Annotated in this window: 17 protein-coding genes; 10 read left to right on the top strand and 7 right to left on the bottom strand. The window is 65.7% G+C overall.

What is annotated here, in order from left to right; genetic code table 11:
- Position 1: 1 nt before the first annotated feature.
- Both DCM80_RS05610 and DCM80_RS05605 read right to left on the bottom strand, forming a co-directional pair.
- On the bottom strand, positions 2-1,891 hold the full coding sequence (locus tag DCM80_RS05610; RefSeq protein WP_257196094.1) for a CHASE2 domain-containing protein: 1,890 nt from the start codon (positions 1,889-1,891) through the stop codon (positions 2-4).
- A gap of 47 nt (positions 1,892-1,938) precedes the next feature.
- On the bottom strand, positions 1,939-2,463 hold the full coding sequence (locus tag DCM80_RS05605) for a FecR domain-containing protein (protein ID WP_257196093.1): 525 nt from the start codon (positions 2,461-2,463) through the stop codon (positions 1,939-1,941).
- A gap of 677 nt (positions 2,464-3,140) precedes the next feature.
- Between DCM80_RS05605 and DCM80_RS05600 the strand changes: the two genes are divergently transcribed.
- A complete protein-coding gene (locus DCM80_RS05600; RefSeq protein ID WP_257196092.1) occupies positions 3,141-4,232 on the top strand; it encodes a DUF2778 domain-containing protein in 1,092 nt (363 codons plus the stop codon).
- Positions 4,233-4,303: 71 nt separating this feature from the next.
- Here DCM80_RS05600 and DCM80_RS05595 read toward each other — a convergent pair whose 3' ends face one another.
- Complete coding sequence (locus DCM80_RS05595) at positions 4,304-5,125, bottom strand: SDR family NAD(P)-dependent oxidoreductase (RefSeq protein ID WP_257196091.1); 822 nt, start codon at positions 5,123-5,125, stop codon at positions 4,304-4,306.
- Between the two features lie 21 nt (positions 5,126-5,146).
- On the bottom strand, positions 5,147-5,980 hold the full coding sequence (locus DCM80_RS05590) for a MurR/RpiR family transcriptional regulator (RefSeq protein WP_257196090.1): 834 nt from the start codon (positions 5,978-5,980) through the stop codon (positions 5,147-5,149).
- 184 nt (positions 5,981-6,164) lie between these two features.
- On the opposite strand from DCM80_RS05590, the gene DCM80_RS05585 reads away from it, so the two are divergent.
- The 7 genes from DCM80_RS05585 to DCM80_RS05555 all read left to right on the top strand — a co-directional run bounded on the left by DCM80_RS05585 (position 6,165) and on the right by DCM80_RS05555 (position 12,998).
- On the top strand, positions 6,165-7,409 hold the full coding sequence (locus DCM80_RS05585; protein WP_257196089.1) for an ABC transporter substrate-binding protein: 1,245 nt from the start codon (positions 6,165-6,167) through the stop codon (positions 7,407-7,409).
- 85 nt (positions 7,410-7,494) lie between these two features.
- Positions 7,495-8,415 carry a branched-chain amino acid ABC transporter permease gene (locus DCM80_RS05580; protein ID WP_257196088.1) on the top strand — a complete coding sequence of 307 codons (921 nt, stop codon included), beginning with the start codon at positions 7,495-7,497 and terminating at the stop codon, positions 8,413-8,415.
- Positions 8,416-8,420: 5 nt separating this feature from the next.
- Positions 8,421-9,464, top strand: a complete 1,044-nt coding sequence (locus DCM80_RS05575; RefSeq protein WP_257196087.1) for a branched-chain amino acid ABC transporter permease — start codon at positions 8,421-8,423, stop codon at positions 9,462-9,464.
- The gene (locus DCM80_RS05570) at positions 9,461-10,204 is read left to right on the top strand and encodes an ABC transporter ATP-binding protein (RefSeq protein ID WP_257196086.1); all 744 of its coding nucleotides are present in this window, start codon (positions 9,461-9,463) and stop codon (positions 10,202-10,204) included. The genes DCM80_RS05575 and DCM80_RS05570 overlap by 4 nt, the downstream gene beginning before the upstream one ends.
- On the top strand, positions 10,201-10,902 hold the full coding sequence (locus tag DCM80_RS05565) for an ABC transporter ATP-binding protein (protein WP_257196085.1): 702 nt from the start codon (positions 10,201-10,203) through the stop codon (positions 10,900-10,902). Before DCM80_RS05570 ends, DCM80_RS05565 begins: the two co-directional genes overlap by 4 nt.
- Positions 10,903-11,550: an ATP-binding cassette domain-containing protein gene (locus tag DCM80_RS05560; RefSeq protein WP_257196084.1), complete on the top strand. Its 648-nt coding sequence runs from the start codon at positions 10,903-10,905 to the stop codon at positions 11,548-11,550. It begins immediately after the preceding gene.
- A gap of 11 nt (positions 11,551-11,561) precedes the next feature.
- Positions 11,562-12,998 (top strand): NAD-dependent succinate-semialdehyde dehydrogenase, encoded by a 1,437-nt coding sequence (locus DCM80_RS05555; protein ID WP_257196083.1) that lies wholly within the window; start codon positions 11,562-11,564, stop codon positions 12,996-12,998.
- A 6-nt stretch (positions 12,999-13,004) separates the two neighbouring features.
- Here the strand turns inward: DCM80_RS05555 and DCM80_RS05550 are convergent, their stop codons facing one another.
- From DCM80_RS05550 to DCM80_RS05540, 3 genes are all read right to left on the bottom strand, one after another.
- Positions 13,005-14,360, bottom strand: coding sequence for a caspase family protein (locus DCM80_RS05550; RefSeq protein WP_257196082.1), 1,356 nt, complete (start codon positions 14,358-14,360; stop codon positions 13,005-13,007).
- A 108-nt stretch (positions 14,361-14,468) separates the two neighbouring features.
- Positions 14,469-15,107: a glutathione binding-like protein gene (locus tag DCM80_RS05545; protein WP_257196081.1), complete on the bottom strand. Its 639-nt coding sequence runs from the start codon at positions 15,105-15,107 to the stop codon at positions 14,469-14,471.
- Positions 15,108-15,118: 11 nt separating this feature from the next.
- A complete protein-coding gene (locus tag DCM80_RS05540; protein ID WP_257196079.1) occupies positions 15,119-15,712 on the bottom strand; it encodes a cysteine hydrolase family protein in 594 nt (197 codons plus the stop codon).
- A gap of 130 nt (positions 15,713-15,842) precedes the next feature.
- On the opposite strand from DCM80_RS05540, the gene DCM80_RS05535 reads away from it, so the two are divergent.
- On the top strand, positions 15,843-16,682 hold the full coding sequence (locus tag DCM80_RS05535; protein WP_257197874.1) for a LysR family transcriptional regulator: 840 nt from the start codon (positions 15,843-15,845) through the stop codon (positions 16,680-16,682).
- Positions 16,683-16,810: 128 nt separating this feature from the next.
- Positions 16,811-17,557, top strand: a complete 747-nt coding sequence (gene lepB, locus DCM80_RS05530; RefSeq protein ID WP_257196078.1) for a signal peptidase I — start codon at positions 16,811-16,813, stop codon at positions 17,555-17,557.
- Positions 17,558-17,729 lie beyond the last annotated feature (172 nt).

The following is a 17,729-nucleotide window of genomic DNA, read 5'->3' as shown; positions in this document are numbered from 1 at the left end:
TTCAGTCGATCATCTCGGCCCTGGCCGCAGCCTGGCCCGGGCCGCTCTGATCGCGCCAGAACCACACCGTCACGACGGCTGAACGGCCGCGGACCTGCGCGAGCAGGGGGCCCGACAGAACGCCGTCCGGAGCGCCGTGGAAGTCGGCCGCATCCAGCAGCGTATCGCTCAGCGCGAGCCGCGCTCCGTTCCGGGCGGCAACCTCCATCAGCCGACTCGCGACATTGACGGTGTCGCCGGTCGCGGTGATGTGCTGGTGGCTTTCGCCAAGGCGCGAGGCGACGATCTCGCCGAAATGCGCGCCGATCTTGAAGCCAAGCCGATTGCCGATGGCCGATGGCAGTGAGGCGATCCAGCGTTCGACGCTGCGATGCAGATCGATTGCGCATTTCAGCGCGCGCGCCGAATCATCGGGCATCGCACCCGGAAGTCCGAACAGGATCATGGCGCCGTCGCCGAGAAAGCCCGTGATCGTGCCGCCGCAATCGACCGCGATCCTGTCGATCAGCGCGTGAAACGCCTTCAGAAGATTCCTGACTTCGTCCGGATCAATCCGCTCGCTCAAACCCGTGAAACCGGAGAGATCGATGAAGACCACGGCTGCGTTTTGCCGAACCGGCTTCGACAGGAAGTTCGGGTCGCGCGCCAGCCATTCCTGCACTGCAGGCGACTGCAACCGGGCAAGCGACCTGCTCTTGGCGGCGAGATATTGCGTGCGGCGGCCTCCGGCCCACAGCTGCACACCGGCAAAGATCGCAACCGGCGGCACTGCGGCGGCAAGTGTGGTTGCCGCATTCAACCAGACGCCATGAGTGAACGCGAACGCATTGATGCCGGCCCAGGCGATCATCAAAGCGGCGGCCGCCGCGATACCGAGCGCGCTACGGCGCCAGGCGAGCAGGCCGACCAGCAGCATCGGCAGCAGGATCGCAGTGAGCGCTTCAGCGATGCGGACCCTGCGGTCGCGCACGATGCCGTCGCCGGCGACGAGATGCGTGATCGCCGTCGAGATCACCTCGACGCCGGGCATCAGGGAGTCGAACGGCGTCGGAAAGAAATCGCCGCCGCCGGCGACCGAGGCGCCGATCACGACGATCCGGTTCTCGATCGCGGCGCGGTCGAGCGTGCCGTCGAAGATGCTCTGTGCGCTGACGGTGCGGATCGTGCGACGCGGGCCGTAATAGGTGATCGGCAGCGCGAAGTCGCTGTCGGTCGGCACCACGCGCTCACCCAGCCTCAGATGGTCCGGCGCGACCGTCAGCGGCTCGTCGAGCGCGCGGGCGGCGACGCGCAACGGGAACGACAACTCGACCTTGTCGCGTGTCCGGAACAGCATCGGCACCGAGAGCGGCGAGCCGGACTGTCCTGTCGCGACATTGACCACACCGACCTCGGCGTGATCGGCGAATGCGGGCAGGGGCTGCAGGAAGCGCTCGGCCTGCGGCAGCACGGCGAGGGGACCGTCCTCACTGCTGGGCGTCACGGTTTCGCTGTCGGAGGGGAAGATCGCCGCGGCGGCAAGCACCATGGGGCCGGTGGCAAGCGTGTTGGCCAGTGTGGCGTCGCCGATCGCGGCGCTGCGATCGACCAGCAGGAGATCGATCGCGACCACCTTCGGCTTGAACTGCACGATGGTATCGACGACGCGGGCGAGGTCGGCGCGCGGCAACGGATAGCTGCCGCCGCGTTTCACCACGGTATCGTCGATCGCGACGATGGTGACGAGATCGGGCGGCCGCTGCACGCCGCGGACCTGGGTCCGCCAATCGGTCAGCGTGGCTTCGAGGCGGTCGAGAAAACGCAGATGCCCGTAGGCGTGCGCGGCATAGATGCCCGCACCCCACAGCGCGGTGAGGACGAGTGCCACCAGGATCTGAACGCGTCTAGTCACTGTGAACTGCAATCTTCCTTGTTGTGGGTCCCGTCGGCCTATAAGTCCTACTGGCCGAGCCTTGCCATCAGCGCGTCGACGCGCGGCTGGCCCCAGGTCTTGACGGTCAACGGGCCGGTCGCTTCCACGTCGACGCCTTCGCCGGGGCCCAGAACGACGCCGCGCCCCCGGGGCCTGCGGTTGACGCCGACACGGCCGTCAGCGACGAAGACGGAGGTTTTGGCCTCGGCGACATCGACCGCCCATCTGGTGCCGCGCACCGCGGCGATCGCCTGCGGCGTCAGCACCTTGAAGGCATTGCCCCGGGGCTTCCTGGGCACCTCGACCAGCAGCGCTTTGCTGCTCAATTCGACGGAGTCTATATGTCCGTCGCGGTTGGCGTCCTTTAGTTCAAATCGGGCGCCGTTTTCTGCGACGATGGTGATGCCGCTGCCGCAGCGCCAGACTTGTGTGCCTGCGGTGGATGGCGTTGCCGTGCAGCCCGCATTGGCGGCAGGCTGTGCAATTGCAGAACCAATCAACAGAAACGACCACGCCAGGGCGAAAAATCCGGCCCGCGCGAACCCTCTCATGCCAGCCTCCGTTTGCGTGCTTGGCACAGTTCAAGGCGTTGATACGGTACCGTATCCCACGCAGAGGCTGCTGAAAAGTGCCGCTCTGCCAGCTATTTCCCCGCTGCGGCATTTTCCAGTCCGGCCCGATCAACTTTCGGTCAGGGAAGACCGGTGCCACGTCGCGCTGTACGAAGCGTGATGGCGTGGGCGGCCCAACGCGGACGCCAAGCGAGTCAGGCAAGAGCGCGTGAAGAGGCGCATGCTCGCCGGCCTCGCGCAAATGCTTTCCCCGTCATCTTCCGGGCATTGAAGACCACGAAAAGGACTTGGTTGGATGCGCCTAAGGGGGCGGCCGGAGAGGTTCGCAGAATACGCCGATCCGGCCGAGAATGATGGTTAACAGACGCGCCTAAGTCCGTAATTCTGCGGGGCTTTTTCCCAGAATGAGACAGCGTTGACGAGCCGCCCTACATCCGCCCGAACTTAATCCGCATTTAACTAAAAGTCGCCTTAATGACGCTCCGACCCTCTGCGAGATGCTGTTCCCGGATCGTGACCAGCGGCACTTTGAAGGGGGACTGAGTGACACCGTCCTGGACGCAAGGCGAATGAGTACGAGTATCGCTGCGCCGAGTAACGCGGCACGGAAGTCGAAAAATTTCTCGCAAAGCCATTCGCGGAAATCTTCCCGGCAAATGACCACGACCAATTGGCTCGGCGCCGCAGCGATCGGCTGCCTCGTGATGGGCGCCGGCTGGACCATCTACAGCAACGTCTTCGGCGCGAGCGTCTATCCGACCATGGGCGGCATCGGCTACGACGAGCCGGTGATCAAGCGCGCCCCCAAGGTCGTGCTGCGCGAGGCAGGCGATGCCATCAAGGAAGCCTTCGCGCTGCTGCCCGACCGATTGCAGGTCACCGCCCCGATCTCGCGGGAGATGTTCAACGAGCGGTTCGCTGCGGCCGCGACGCAAGGCGTGCCCTCGAATGCAGCGAGCGCCGCGCCGTCCACCCAGGTCGCGGTGGCCAAGGACGCGCCGAAGCAGAGCGTGATCGCGAAGGTCGCCGAAGCGCTGAAGCCGGCGGCTCCGGCCAAAACCACTGATAAGGCCACTGACAAGACAACTGACAAGGCCAAGCGTGCTCCGGATGCCCAGATCCAGCTCGCCTCGGCCGATCCGGCCCAGATCGTGCCGGCGCCTGAAGCGAAGACATCGTTCGCGGACCGCGCCAAGGCTGCGGTGATGTCGATCACCGGGCCGCGCCAGTCGATGGTGGAAAAGCTCTGGGGCAAGCGTGAGCCGTCCGGCGGGCTGCTCGCCTATGCCTCGGCCGACGCCAGCATCACCGCTGCCATCGCGCCGAAGGAGCAGAATCCGATGCTCGGCGGCGCGCCGCCCTATGAGCGCGACACCGCGGTCTACGACATCATGGCCAAGACGGTGTATCTGCCCGACGGCACCAGGCTCGAGGCGCATTCCGGCCTTGGCGCCAACCGCGACGATCCGAGCTCGCGTCGCCTGCGCATGCGCGGCGTGACTCCGCCCCACATCTACACGCTGAAGCCGCGCGAGGCCCTGTTCCACGGCGTGCCGGCACTGCGCCTGACCCCGATCGGCGGCGAGAGCGCGATCTACGGCCGCGATGGCCTGCTCGCACACACCTTCATGCTCGGGCCGGGCGGCGATTCCAACGGCTGCGTGTCGTTCAAGGACTATTACGCGTTCCTCGACGCCTACCGCAACAAGGGCATCCGCAAGCTCGCGGTGCTGGCGCGGGTCGAGTGAGCGCGTCTCAGTCCGGATAACAAAGGGCCGCTTCGCAGCGGCCCTTTTTCGTTGCGGCTTGCCGGATGCACTCAAGCCGGCCAGCACTGTCCGCCGCCGTCGATCCTCAGCACCTGGCCTGAGACGAACGCGCCCATGGGCCCTGCGAAGAAGGCGACGACACGCGCGACCTCGTCGACGGTGGCGATGCGGTCGAGCGTGCCGGTCTCGACCATCCTCTCGGGGGCCACCGCCCGTGTGCCGAGGAAGCGGCCGGTGCGGGTGTCGCCCGGCGCGATGCAGTTGACGGCGATGTCGTAGGGGCGGAGCTGGTCGGCGAGGCAGCGCGTGTAATGCGTCACGCCCGCTTTCGCCACGGCGTAGATCGAGCCCTGGGTGCGTCCCTTGAACGCAGCGACTGAGCCGAGCGTGACGATACGGCCGCGCCGCCGCTCCATCATGCCCTTGGCGACCGCCTGGCAGGTCAGGATGGTCGAGAGCAGGTTGCGCTCCAGCACCGCGCGCACATCGGCCTCCTTGATGTGGACCGCGTCATTCGGATCCGGCTTGCCGCCGGCGGCCGCGATATCGCCTCCGGCGTTGTGCACGAGAATGTCGATCGGGCCGAGCGCGCTTTCCGTCTCGGCAATCACGCGCGCGATGTCCTCGCCCTTGGTGAGGTCGCCGAGCACGCGCGTGGTGCGCACGCCGAATTGCCGGCCGATCTCGGCGGCGACGGCGGTGAGGGTGGTGCCCTCGCCATATTCCGCCGGGCCGTTCTCGCGCATGCCGTGCACGGCGACGTCGGCACCGAGGGCCGCGAGCTTCTCCGCAAAGGCGCGGCCGAGCCCTCGTCCCGCGCCCGTCACGAGCGCCACTTGGCCTGCCAATATGTTCCCGTCATGTGCCGCCATGATCTTCTCCTGTCTTGAAACCTAGTCGGCGGCGAGGTCGAGGCCGATCGCCATCGCCTGCACGAGACACATCGGTGCGACCAGCGTGCGCAACGCCGGCTCCGGCATGTCCTGGATCTCGAACACGACGTGTGCGCCCTCGACGATCGGGCTCAACAGGCTGTCGGTGATGGAGATCGTGGGGACGCCGCGCGCGACGAGTTCGGGAAACAGCCTCGCTGTGTCCGGATAGTAATTCCGGAAGCTGATCGCGACCAGCGCGTCCTCCGCGGTTGCAGCATGCGACTGCTCGTGGATGCTGCCACCCGTGCCATCGAGCAGGACGACGCGCCGTCCGAGCTTGCGCAGCACGTAGGCGAGGTGGGTCGCGACCGGAAACGAGCCGCCGAGGCCGAGCAGATAGATGTCGCGCGCTTTCGCAAGGATCGCGGTCGCGGCGTCGAGCTCACGCGCATGTACGGACTGGCTCAGCGTGACCAGCGACGATTGAGCTTCCGAGACGAAGCGCGACAGCACCGCGGCCGGCTGGCGGCCGAGCACCGATTTCTCCTCGCTCTTCATACGAGCGAGCCGCGCCTTGTAGCTCGGCGCCACGCCGGCGACGAGGCGTGAGCGGAACACCTGTTGCATCTCGGTGAAGCCGCCGAAACCAAGCGCGTGAGCGAAGCGAACGATCGCCGAGGGCGGCACGCCGGAACGCTGCGCCACCTCCGCGACCGTGCCCAGTGCGACATCCGTCGGGTGATCGAGCACGAATTCGGCGATCTGCTGCAGCCGGCCCGACAGCGCGCGGTGCCGCTGCGCGATGGCGCCGCGCAGCTCGTCGTAGCTCATGGCGCCTTGTGACTTGTTCATCGTCTCGGGTCTCCGGATCGGCCGCCTGTTTAACGGCATTTCACCGTTTGGATCAAATATTCTACTTTACATAACAAATGGAATGAATATTCTAATCGCACAAAAAAGCAAAAGACTTCGAAAACGGGAGGAAACGATGAGAGGGCGTCAGATCTCACGGCGAAGCGTTTTGAAGGGCAGCTTGATGGCGAGCGTCATCGGCGGCACCGGTAGCTTCTTTGGGCCGTGGAAGGAGAATCACGCGTGGGCGCAGGGCGCAAAGCCGATCAAGCTCGGCCTGACCTGCGATGCCAGCGGCCAATACGGCAACAGCGGCCAGGATGATTTCCGCGGCATCAAGATGGCGATCGAGGAGTTCAATGCCAAAGGCGGCGTGCTTGGACGCCAGATCACCTTCATCACCGCCGATACCGAAACGACGCCGGCCACGGGCAGCCGCGTCGCCGAACGCTTCATCACCCGCGAGGACTGCACGATCCTGATCGGCGCGCTGCATTCCGGTGTCGCCAACGCCATCACCCAGGTCGCCAGCAAATACGGCGTGATCTACATGAACACCAATTCCTCCGCACCGAGCGAAGCTGGAGAGAACTGCTCGCGCGTAAAATTCGTCTGGGACGGTAACGGCACCAATTTCTCCAAGGCGTCGGTCAGGAATGCCGTCGATTCCATTGGCAAGAACTGGATGTTGCTGACCAACGACTATGTCTGGGGCCACACGACGTCCGCCGCGACCAAGGCGGAGGTCGAGGCCGCGGGCGGCAAGATCGTCGACAATCTCCTGGTGCCGCAGAACACCCGCGACTTCACCGCGTATCTGCTGAAGATCCAGCAGGCAAAACCCGACGTGGTCGCGACTGCGATCGGCGGTGACGACATCAAGGCGTTGCGCGAGCAGGTGGCGCAGCTCAAGCTGGACGGCAAGCCCGCCTGGATCAACAACCAGCAGGACTGGCCCGACGTCTGGGGCGCGCCCGAGAGTCTGTTCGGCGTGTTCGGCACGACCTGGTATCACAAGCTGCAACTGCCTGGGGTCGCCGACTTCGTCAAGAAATGGCAGGCCGCCAACAAGGATGGCCCGATCCCGGTGCCGGGCAACGTCTCCTACAACGGCTACATGTCGACGCGTGAATTGCTCCGCGCGATCGAGCGGGCAGGGTCGACCAACAACGTCAAGATCATCAAGGAGCTCGAGAATCTCAAGGTCTCGGCAACCGACCGCATGCAGCATTTCGACGCCCATATGGATCCGATGACGCATCAGATGCAGCAGACGATCTATCTGGCGCGCCGCAACGCCAAGCCGACGGACAATACCGACCTGTTCGAGATCATCAGCTGGACTGAGCCGAAATCGGCGGCCGACGATGCCGCTCCGGCCAAGTGCAAGCTCGCCCCCTACGAGCAGGTGCCGACCGTCGACTCCTGACGACGGTTCGTCACATCGCGGTACCGGCGGCGCGCTCGTCGCGCCGTCAGCCTGCTTCCGGAATGCCAGTTGCGAGACCTAGCCCTTGTTCGACATCCTTCCTCATCTTGTGAATGGCCTGACGCTCGGTCTGTTGTTCGCGCTGATCGCGCTCGGCTTCATGCTCATCGTCGGGCTGATGGAGCAGATCAATCTGGCGCACGGCTCGCTGTTTGCGCTCGGCGCCTATGTCGCCATGCAGCTGACCGGACCGCGGCCGCCACTGCCGGCCGATCTTGCCAAGCTGTGGCTCGTGCTGCCGCTCGGCTGGCGCTACGCCGCGACGCTGGTCATCGCGCCCGCAATCGTGAGCCTGGTCGGCATGCTGATCGAATTCTGCATGCGGCGGACTTACGGCAAGGATCCGCTCTACGGCCTGCTGCTGACCTTCGGCGCGGCGATGGTGATCGAGGAGTTGATCCGCCTGGTCTGGGGCACGCGCGACTACGTGCTGCAGCTGCCGTCGGCAATCAATGGCGGATTCCTGTTCGGCGACCTGATCTGGTCGAGCTATCGCTTCTACGCAGCCGGCATCGCCGCCGGGATCATCGGCGTCGTCTGGCTCTTGATCGAAAAGACCTCGTTCGGTGCAACCGTGAAGGCCGGCGCCCATGACAGCGAGATCGTCCGTGCGCTCGGCATCAACCTGTCGCGGCTGCGGCTGCTGGTGTTCGTGTTCGGCACCATGCTGGCGGCGATCGCCGGCATCATCGTCGCGCCGATCTGGGGCATCCGCCCGCACATGGGCGTCGATGCCGTCATCCCGGCGTTCCTCGTGATCGTGCTCGGCGGCGTCGGAAGCTTCTGGGGCGCGGTCGTCGCCAGCCTGCTGGTCGGTCTCTGCGTAGGCCTCGCCGGTGCCTACGCGTCCGAATGGTCCCTGCTGTCCATGTACATCCTGCTCGTTGCCGTGGTGACGTTCCGCGCCCGCGGCCTCTGGGGCAAGAAGAGCGTGCTCGAGGTCTAGGGAATATGATCGTGGGTTCGACGACCTCATCCGACGCTTCGCGACTTGTCACGCCGACCATGCTGATGCTCTGGCTGGTGCTTGCGACAGTGCCGCTCTGGATCACGCGGGTCGGGCTCTATCCCTATCTCGGGATCGAGATCCTGATCTGGTCGCTCTATGCCCTGGCCTTCAATCTTGTGCTGGGCACCGCCGGCCTGCCGTCGTTCGGCCACGGCGCCTATTTCGGCATCGGTGCCTATGCCTTCGGACTCTGCCAGTTCGACATCGCCGCCAATCTCTGGATCTGCCTTGCCCTGGCGACGCTTGCGGCCGGCCTCGCCGGCGCGCTGGTGGCGCTCTTCATCTCGCACCGGCGCGGCATCTACTACGCCTTTATGACGATCGCGTTCGGCCAGATATTCTGGACGCTTGCGATCAAGTCGCACGGCATCACCGGCGGCGAGGATGGCCTGCTCAAGATCAGGCGGCTGCCGGCGGATTTCGGTCTGGTATCGTTCGACCTCACCGACAATGTAGCGTTCTACTATTTCGTGCTCGCAATGTTCGCAATTGGCGTCGCCGCCCTCTGGCGGCTGGTGAATTCGCCGTATGGCCGCGTCGTCGCCGCGATCAGGCAGAGCGAGGTCCGTGCTGCCCATCTCGGCTACAACGTTTGGCTCTACAAGGTCTCGGTCTTCACCCTCTCGGCCGCGCTGTCGGGCTTTGCCGGCGGCCTGTTCGCGATGGCGCAGCTCGCCGCATTTCCTGATGTCATGAGCCTGCATCAATCGGGCTACGTCGTGATGATGACGCTGGTCGGCGGCGGGCTCGTGAGCTTCTGGGGTCCGGTGATCGGTGTTCTCCTTTTCCTCACTGCACGCGACGTGATCGGTGCGCTGACCAACGCCTGGATGCTCTATTTCGGTCTTCTCTTCATGGCGATCGTGCTGTTCCGTCCAGAAGGCATCGCAGGCGCGCTCTCGGCCCTGGTGAAACAGCATTCTCTCGGCGCCTTGAGACGGCGCGGAACGTCCGCGATGCGGTTGCTGGTCGGGAGCGGGCGATGAGCATGATCGAGGCCGCAGGTGTGCATGTCCGCTTCGGCGATCGTGTCGTGCTGGAAAGCGTCGATCTCGCGGTCGGCGAGGGCGAGTTCCATGGCGTGATGGGCCCGAACGGTGCCGGCAAGACCACTTTCTTCAACGTTCTTACCGGGAGGGTGAAGCCGAGCCGCGGTAAAATCCGCCTCGGCGGCGAGGATGTCACGGGCCTGAGCCCGCACCGCATCGCCGCCAAGGGTATCGCTCGCTCGTTTCAGATCATGACGCTGTTCGACGAATTTTCCGCGCGCGACAACGTCGTGATGGGTTTACCCGCGTTTCGCGCGCGCGGCCTCGATGTCGCCCGCACTGCGGCCGGCGATCGCAAGTTTGGCGAGCAGGCCTTGGAAGCGCTCGCGGCAGTCGGGCTTGCGGACAAGGGCGATGTTCGCGCCAGGGACCTGGCCTATGGCGACCGCCGCGCGCTGGAGATCGCGGTCGCGCTGGCGCAGGCGCCGCGCGTGCTGTGCCTGGACGAGCCGACTTCCGGCCTCGGCTCGGACGGCGTGCAGCGGCTCGCGAGCCTGATCGCGCGCCTCAAGGGCAAGCTCACCATCGTCGCGATCGAACACGACATGGAGTTCCTGTTCTCGCTCGCCGACCGCATCTCGGTCATTCATTGGGGCCAGGTATTGGCCCGCGGCACGCCGCACGAATTGCAGCAGAACGACTGGGTCCGGCGCTCCAATCTCGGGAAGTTCGCATGATCCTCGAAGTCGACGGTGTCGATACGTTCTACGGCGAAACCCAGGCGCTGTTCGGCGCCTCGCTCGCGATCGAGCAGGCGAAGGTCTTTGCGCTGCTTGGGCCCAATGGTGCCGGCAAGACCACCATGCTCCGCTCGATACTCGGGCTGACGCGGCCGCGGCGCGGTTCCGTGCGCTTTGACGGGCGCGACGTCACGCAGAACCCGACCCATGAGGTCGCGCGTGCCGGAATCGGCTGGGTGCCGGACGACCGTCGACTGTGCCCGACCCTGTCGGTGGCGCGCAATCTGTCGATTGCGCAGAAGCGCACGCGATTCCGTCAATGGAGCGTCAAGGAGACCTGCGCGATCTTCTCGCCGCTCGAACATTTGCTGGAGCGGGATTGTGAGAATCTCTCTGGCGGTGAGATGCAGATGGTGGCCATCGCGCGTGCGCTGATCGGCTCGCCCGGGCTGGTGCTGTTCGACGAGCCCAGCCAGGGCCTGGCGCCAAAGATCGTCGGCGACGTGCTTGCCACCATCTTGCGCATGAAGGACGAGGGCATCGCCTCGCTGGTCGTGGAGCAGAACGCCGAGATCGCGCTCTCGGTCGCGGACCATGCCGCCGTGATCGATCGCGGCCGGATCGTCTGGACCGGGGAGGCCGCTGTGTTGCGCGATGATCGTTCCCTTCGGCAGCGCTTGCTGGGAGTACAATAGGTGGCCGCACCACTGCTCGTGCTCGATGAAGTCAGCAAGGTCTATACGACGGGCCGCATCGTCCGCCGTCCGACGTTTACGCTTCGGGCAAACCTGTCGCTGGATGAGCCCGGCATTGTCGGCGTCATCGGGCCGAACGGTGCCGGCAAGACGACCCTGTTCGAGATGATGACCGGCTCCAATGCGCCGACCTCGGGACGCGTTCTGGTCGCGGGCACGGACATTCATGGGGTCAAGTATCGCGAGCGCGATCGTCTCGCGATTCATTATCACCAATCCTACCAGGTTAGGCGCTTCCGCAAACGGATACCCTCGGCCCTCCTCGCGCCGTCGCCGACCCGGACGCCTTTGGTTCACCTGTTCGACGAGCCGCAGTTCAACCTGCAGGACGGCTATATCGGCTTCATGCTGGATTTCTTCCGCAAGCTGCGCGACGAGGGCCGGCTGGTCATTCTTTGCATGCACCCGACGGCGGGCTGGCACCTCGAGATCCTCGCCGAGATCGCCGAGGAATTCCTGTTCGTGGCCGGCGGTGGGGTGACGCGGATGGCGGACTTCCGCGGCCTCGCCGCCGAGCCGCGCTTCCGCGCTTATCTCGGACCCGAGATGACGCATGCGGCGGATGCCATCTGCCGCAGATCGATCTAGAGGAGATTCCCTTGGCTTATTCGACCACCCAGCTCTTCATTGGCGGCACCTGGCGCCCGGCTCAATCGGGCAAGGTCATTGAAATCCTTAATCCCGCCACCGAAGAGGTGATCGGCACCGTCGCGCATGCCGGCAAGGCCGACCTCGACGAGGCGCTGACTGCCGCCGCTGCGGGCTTCAAGATCTGGCGCAACGTCGCCCCGTTCGAGCGCTGCCGCATCATGCGCAAGGCCGCCGCCATCATGCGCGAGCGCAATGACGAGATTGCGCCGCTGCTGACGATGGAGCAGGGCAAGACGCTCGGCGAGGCGAAGATGGAGGCGATGGCCGCGGCCGACGTGATCGAGTGGTTCGCGGAGGAGGCCAAGCGCGCTTATGGCCGGCTGATCCCTGCGCGCGGGCCTGGCATCTACCAGCTCGCAATCAAGGAACCGGTCGGTCCGGTCGCCGCGTTCACGCCCTGGAATTTTCCGATCAACCAGGTGGTCCGCAAGCTCTCCGCCGCGCTCGCGGCCGGCTGCTCGATTATCGTCAAGGCGCCGGAGGAGACGCCGGCCTCACCCGCCCAGCTCATCCGTGCCTTTGCCGACGCTGGCGTGCCCGACGGCGTGATCAACCTCGTCTATGGCGTACCGGCCGAGATCTCCGAATATCTCATCCCGCATCCGGTGATCCGCAAGATCTCGTTCACGGGTTCGACCAGCGTCGGCAAGCAGCTCAACGCGCTGGCGGGCCTGCACATGAAGCGCGCAACCATGGAACTCGGCGGCCACGCGCCGGCGATCGTGTTCAAGGACGCCGATGTCACGTCGGCCGCGAAGATTCTCGCGGCCGCGAAATATCGCAACGCCGGCCAGGTCTGCATCTCGCCGACCCGCATGCTGGTGCACGACGAGGTGTTCAGGGAGTTCGTCGATAAGTTCGTGGACGGCGCGAAGGCGTTCAAGGTCGGCAACGGCCTCAATCCCGAATCCAAGATGGGTCCGCTCGCCAATCCGCGTCGCGTCAACGCCATCGAAGGCATGGTGCAGGATGCCGTCGGCAAGGGCGCCAGGCTCGAAACCGGGGGCAAACGCATCGGCAACAAGGGGTATTTCTTCGAGCCGACGGTAGTCAGCGACGTGCCGAAGGATGCGCGCGCCATGAACGAGGAGCCGTTCGGCCCGCTTGCGCTCATCTCGCGCTTCTCGTCGTTCGACGACGCAGTCGAGGAAGCCAACCGCCTGCCGTTTGGTCTGGCGTCCTACGCCTTCACCAGCTCGGCCAAGACAGCGGCCGCGGTCGGCGCCGCTGTCGAGGCCGGCATGATGTCGATCAACAGCTTCGGTCTCGCGCTGCCCGAGGTGCCGTTCGGTGGCATCAAGGATTCCGGCTACGGCTCGGAAGGCGGCACCGAAGCCATGGAAGGCTATTTCAACACCAAATTCATCAGCCAGACCGGTGTCTGACCGCGGCTATCGCCTGACGAAGACGAGATTGCAGGCGCGCGCCTCGTTGCGCTTGCCGCTGCCGCGGGTGCGATCGAACTGCGCATCGATCGTGAAGGCGTAAGGCGAGCCCGGCGGGATGTTGTTGAGCGCGTACGCGCTCGCTCCGGTCGTTCCGCGCGCGCTCAACGTCGTCTTGCCGTCGGCCGGGATCTGGCCGTCGATCTCGAGGCGGTTGAGGCCGTCCTTGCCCTGAGCCTCGGCGTGAAACACGCCGTTGGTGACGGTGCCGGCCAGGGGCCTGGTGAAACCCTGCGCTTTGCCGGTCGGCGCGCAGTTCAGGGTCACGTCCCAGTTGCCGTCGAAATCATTGCTGCCGGTGGTTCTGGCATTGCCGCTCGGTGCGACCGCCACCTTCTGCTTCAGGCTGTCGATCCGCGCCTTGGCGAGGCCGGCGAAGCTGCAACTCGAAAATCGCGCCAGATGGTCCTCGAAGACGCTGACGGTGCCGATGCCTTCCGCGGCCTTCCAGTGGGCCTCCGCGGCCGCGCAAGGGTCGGGCCGCGGCGCGGCCGGCGGCGCCGCGGGGGCGACTGCGACCGCGGCCGGGCCGTTCAGATAGAACTTGCCGATGATCGACAGGGACAGCTCCGGCAGCTGGGTCTTGCCGCTGGCGTCGTAGACGTCGCTGCTGATGTCGCGAAAGACGTCGCCGATCTCCTGCGGCTGCTCGATGTGTTTCAGGAACGCCGTCGTGTAGGGGCTGTTGCGGCCGACGCCGTCGGCAGCGACCTGGCCGGATTGCGTCGAGAACGACACGATGGTGCCGCGCGGCGCCTCGACCTTCGACAGGCCGCGCCCGATCGAGGCGGCTCGCGTCGTGCCGGCGGAGCGTTTGAGCGTTTCCGCCAGTGGATTGTCGCGGCAGGAATCGAGCACCAGGATGCGCAGGTTCTTGGCCTGCTGCAGATCATTCACGATTTCGTCGACCCGGACGAAGCGCTTGAGGTCCGCTTCGTCGGTCAGCGTGGCGTCGACGGGCATCAGATAGTTCACGCCGTTGTACTGCATCGCATGGCCGCTGTAGTAGAACAGGGCGACGTCGGCCCTGCTCGCTGCGCGCGCGAAGCGGATGGTCAGGTCCTGCATGTCGGCCTGGCGCAGATCGACGCCTTGGATCACCTCGAAGCCGCTGCGCCTGAGCGAAGCCGAAACATCCTCAGCATCGTGCGACGGATTGGGAAGTCGCGCCGTCGAGGCATACGCGCCGTTGCCGATGACGAGCGCGACCCGCGTCTCGGCAGAAGCGGGACCAAGGCCAAGCCAGCAGCCGAGGAGGGCCAGAGCGAAGCCGGGCAGGTGAAGATTTGAAGCAGCGCGCATCAAAGCCGTCCGGGAAATATCGAAAAATATCTCCCAGATTAGCGCATGCCGCGCCGGCATCAATGCCCTTGCGATGGGGCGATCGGATCGGCCGGACGTGGCATCCTGTCACTCGGCGCCGGCCGCCATGGTCTTGCGCAGCGCCATCTCGGTCGCAATCGCCTCCCGCACGGCCGGGCGCGCCTGCATGCGCGCGAGATAGGCCGACAGGGCCGGCCATTGCGCGATGTCGATTCCCGCGGGACGCAGCAGCAGCAAGGCCCAGGTGAGGTGCGCATCCGCCACCGTGAAGCTGTTGCCGACGAGGAATTCGCGCTCCGCCAGATGCGCAGATGGCACCGACAAGGTCTGCGTAATCCTTGCGCGCGGCTTGGCAAGCGAGCCGTCGTCCTTGTACCAGAAGGTCGGAAACAGGAACGCCTTGTGGATTTCGGCGCCGACGAAGCTCAGCCATTCCTGGAGGCGATAGCGATCGGGATTGCCGTTGGCAGGCGCAAGGCCGGCCTCCGGTTTCACGTCGGCGATGTATTGCAGCACCGCCGCGCTCTCGGTCAGCCTTTCGCCGTTCTCCAGCACCAGAACCGGCACCGCGCCCTTCGGCGACAGGTCGCGGAAATCGCTGTCGTCGTCGGCGACCCGCTTGGTCCAGATGTGGGCGAGGTGATATCGCACCTCGATGCCGGCCTCCATCAGCGCGATGCGGCTCGAGAGCGAGCAGGCCATCGGAAAGAAATAGAGTTGCAGCATGGCCGGCTCCGTCAGGTCAGCGCATCGCTCTGCGCGATGATCGCGAAGCGGTCGGCGAGCTCGGCCAGCGCGACCTCGTGAATGGTCCGGGCGTCCAGCGTGCCGCCGCGGCCGTCCGGCAGGTCGCGGGTGGCGCAGGCATCGGCAGCGATCGTCGTGCGCAGGCCGAGATCGAGCGCGGCGCGGGCGGTCGAGGAGACGCACATGTGGGTCATGAAGCCGGCCAGCACGATGTTCTTGCGCCCGGTTGCGGCAAGGCGTGCTTGCAGGTCGGTGCCGGCGAACGAGTTCGGCAGCGCCTTCTCGATCACCGGCTCGCTCGCAAGCGGTGTCAGGCGCTCGACGATCGCGCCGCGCGCGGCCTCGCGGTCGAACAGGCCGCCGGCGCGGCCCTTGTGCGCGACATGGAAGATCGCGGCGCCGCGCTCCCGTGCCCGCGCCAGCAGGCGCGCCGCCGCGGCGATCGCGGGTTGCGCATCGGGCAGGGCCAGCGGACCGGCGCAATATTCGTTCTGGATGTCGATCAGCACGAGGCAGGCCTCGTGGAGCTTCGGCGGATCGAGATCGGCGCCGGCGAGCTCGAGCAGGGTCTTGGGAGCGGTCATGCGGGTCAGGCCTCAAGGGGACAGCGGATGGCGCGACATTAGCGCGGCGCCGGCCTGCCATTGTGCAGGACTATTGCAGCTTATGGCTGCAGATTTGCAGGGCATGGCATGGCCTGCTAGGCTCGCCGCAATGAACTGGGACGATCTGCGCATCATTGCTGCGGTGAGGGACGAGGGCACTTATGCCGGCGCCAGCGCGCGGCTGCGGATCGACGAGACCACGGTCGGCCGCCGGCTGGCGCGGATCCAGCGCGATCTCGGCGTGCCGCTGTTCGATGCGGTAGACGGGCTGCGGCGGCCGACGCGCCATTGCGAGGCGGTGCTCGAGCATGTCGGGGCGATGGCCCTCCACGCCGCGGCGATCGATCGCATCAAGGAGAGCCAGCCGGGCCCTGTCGGGCGCCTGCGCATCGCCTCGACCAACGCAGTCGCCGAAGAGCTGCTGGCGCCGCGGGCCAGCAGCTTCCTGCGCGATCATCCCGGCCTGACCCTGCAATTCCTCACCTCCAGCGGCAACGTCAAGTTCTCGCGCTGGCAGGCCGACCTCGCCATCCGCCTGCGCAAGCCGGAAAAGGGCGACTTCACCATCTCCAAGCTCGGCGATGTCAGGCTGTATTTCTTCGAGCCCGCCGACCGCTCCGGCGGCGAGCCGATCGCCTGCGTCTATCCGGACGAGCTCGACAGCATTCCGGAGGCGCAATTCCTGCGCGCGAAGCGGCTGACGAACGTCCGCTGCGTCACCGACAATGTCCGGATCATCCGGACCATGATCCAGTCCCACCAGGCCGTCGGCGTGCTGCCCGAGCACAGCTGCACCGCGCTGCTCGCCGACCGCGGCCTGCGTGCCACGCTGTTGTCGAAACGGCGCGACGTCTGGCTCCTGGTGCAGAACCATCTCAAGCGCGACGCAGCGACCCGCGTGACGATCGACTGGGTCAGGCACTGCTTCAAGGACGTCCCGCAGCTCTGACGGCGGCGACGTTCAAGGCCTTCGCATTGAACGCGGTGCGGGCGAGGCGCGACCAAGATCACGGAGCAGGGATTGCGTGCGCGCCAAGGTTGCGTAATCTCGTGAGGAGACCTGACCGGGGCAAGCACATGACCAGTCTTTCGCAAACCATCCGCCCCTCGCGAGCCCAGTCGCGGGAATGGAAGGCGATTCTCATCCTGATCCTGCTGGTCCCGGTGCTGTGGTCGCCGCTGCTCCTGTTTCGCTTCGTCCTGTACCAGCCGTTCAGCATCCCCTCGGGTTCGATGGCGCCGACGCTGCTGGTCGGCGACTACGTCTTCGCCGCGAAATATGCCTATGGCTACGGCCGCTATTCCCTCCCGTTCGCGCCATCCTGGATCTCGGGCCGCATTCTTGCCGCCGACCCGGAATACGGCGACATCGTCGTGTTCCGGACGGCGAAGGACAATTCGGTCGACTACGTCAAGCGCGTGGTCGGGCTGCCCGGCGACCGCATCCAGATGCGGCAGGGCCGCCTCGTCCTCAACGACCGTCCGGTGACGCGCGTCGCCCTGGAGGCGAAGCCCGCCGGCTCAGCCTGTGGCGGCGACGACGAGGCGAAGGTCAAGCGCTGGCGCGAGACGCTGCCGAGCGGAGCGTTCTATGTCACCATCGATTGCGACGACGACGGTTTCCTGGACAATACCGCCGTCTTCACGGTGCCGCCGGGCCACTTCTTCGTGCTCGGCGACAACCGCGACAATTCCACCGACAGCCGCATGTCGACGTTCGGTTTCGTGCCGATGGACAATTTGATCGGCAAGGTCACGCGGATCATCTGGTCACTCGACGAAGACGACGAGCCGCGCTTCGAGCGGATGGGCAAGGTGGAGTGAGGCTTGCTCCGTCATTCCGGGGCGGCGCGGACAATTGCGCTGTGCTCTATCCGCCAGTCATTCCGGGGCGCGCGAAGCGCGAGCCCGGAATCCATAACCACAGGCGGATGGAATGGCTCCTATGCCTGTCGTCCGTAAGAAGGGGGGCGGGCAGTGATGGTAGGATTGGAGG

It is taken from the genome of Bradyrhizobium sp. WBOS08, from assembly GCF_024585125.1.
Taxonomy (GTDB): domain Bacteria; phylum Pseudomonadota; class Alphaproteobacteria; order Rhizobiales; family Xanthobacteraceae; genus Bradyrhizobium; species Bradyrhizobium japonicum_B.
Note: the sequence above shows the minus strand (reverse complement) of the source record. Positions and strands in the feature narration are given on the sequence as shown.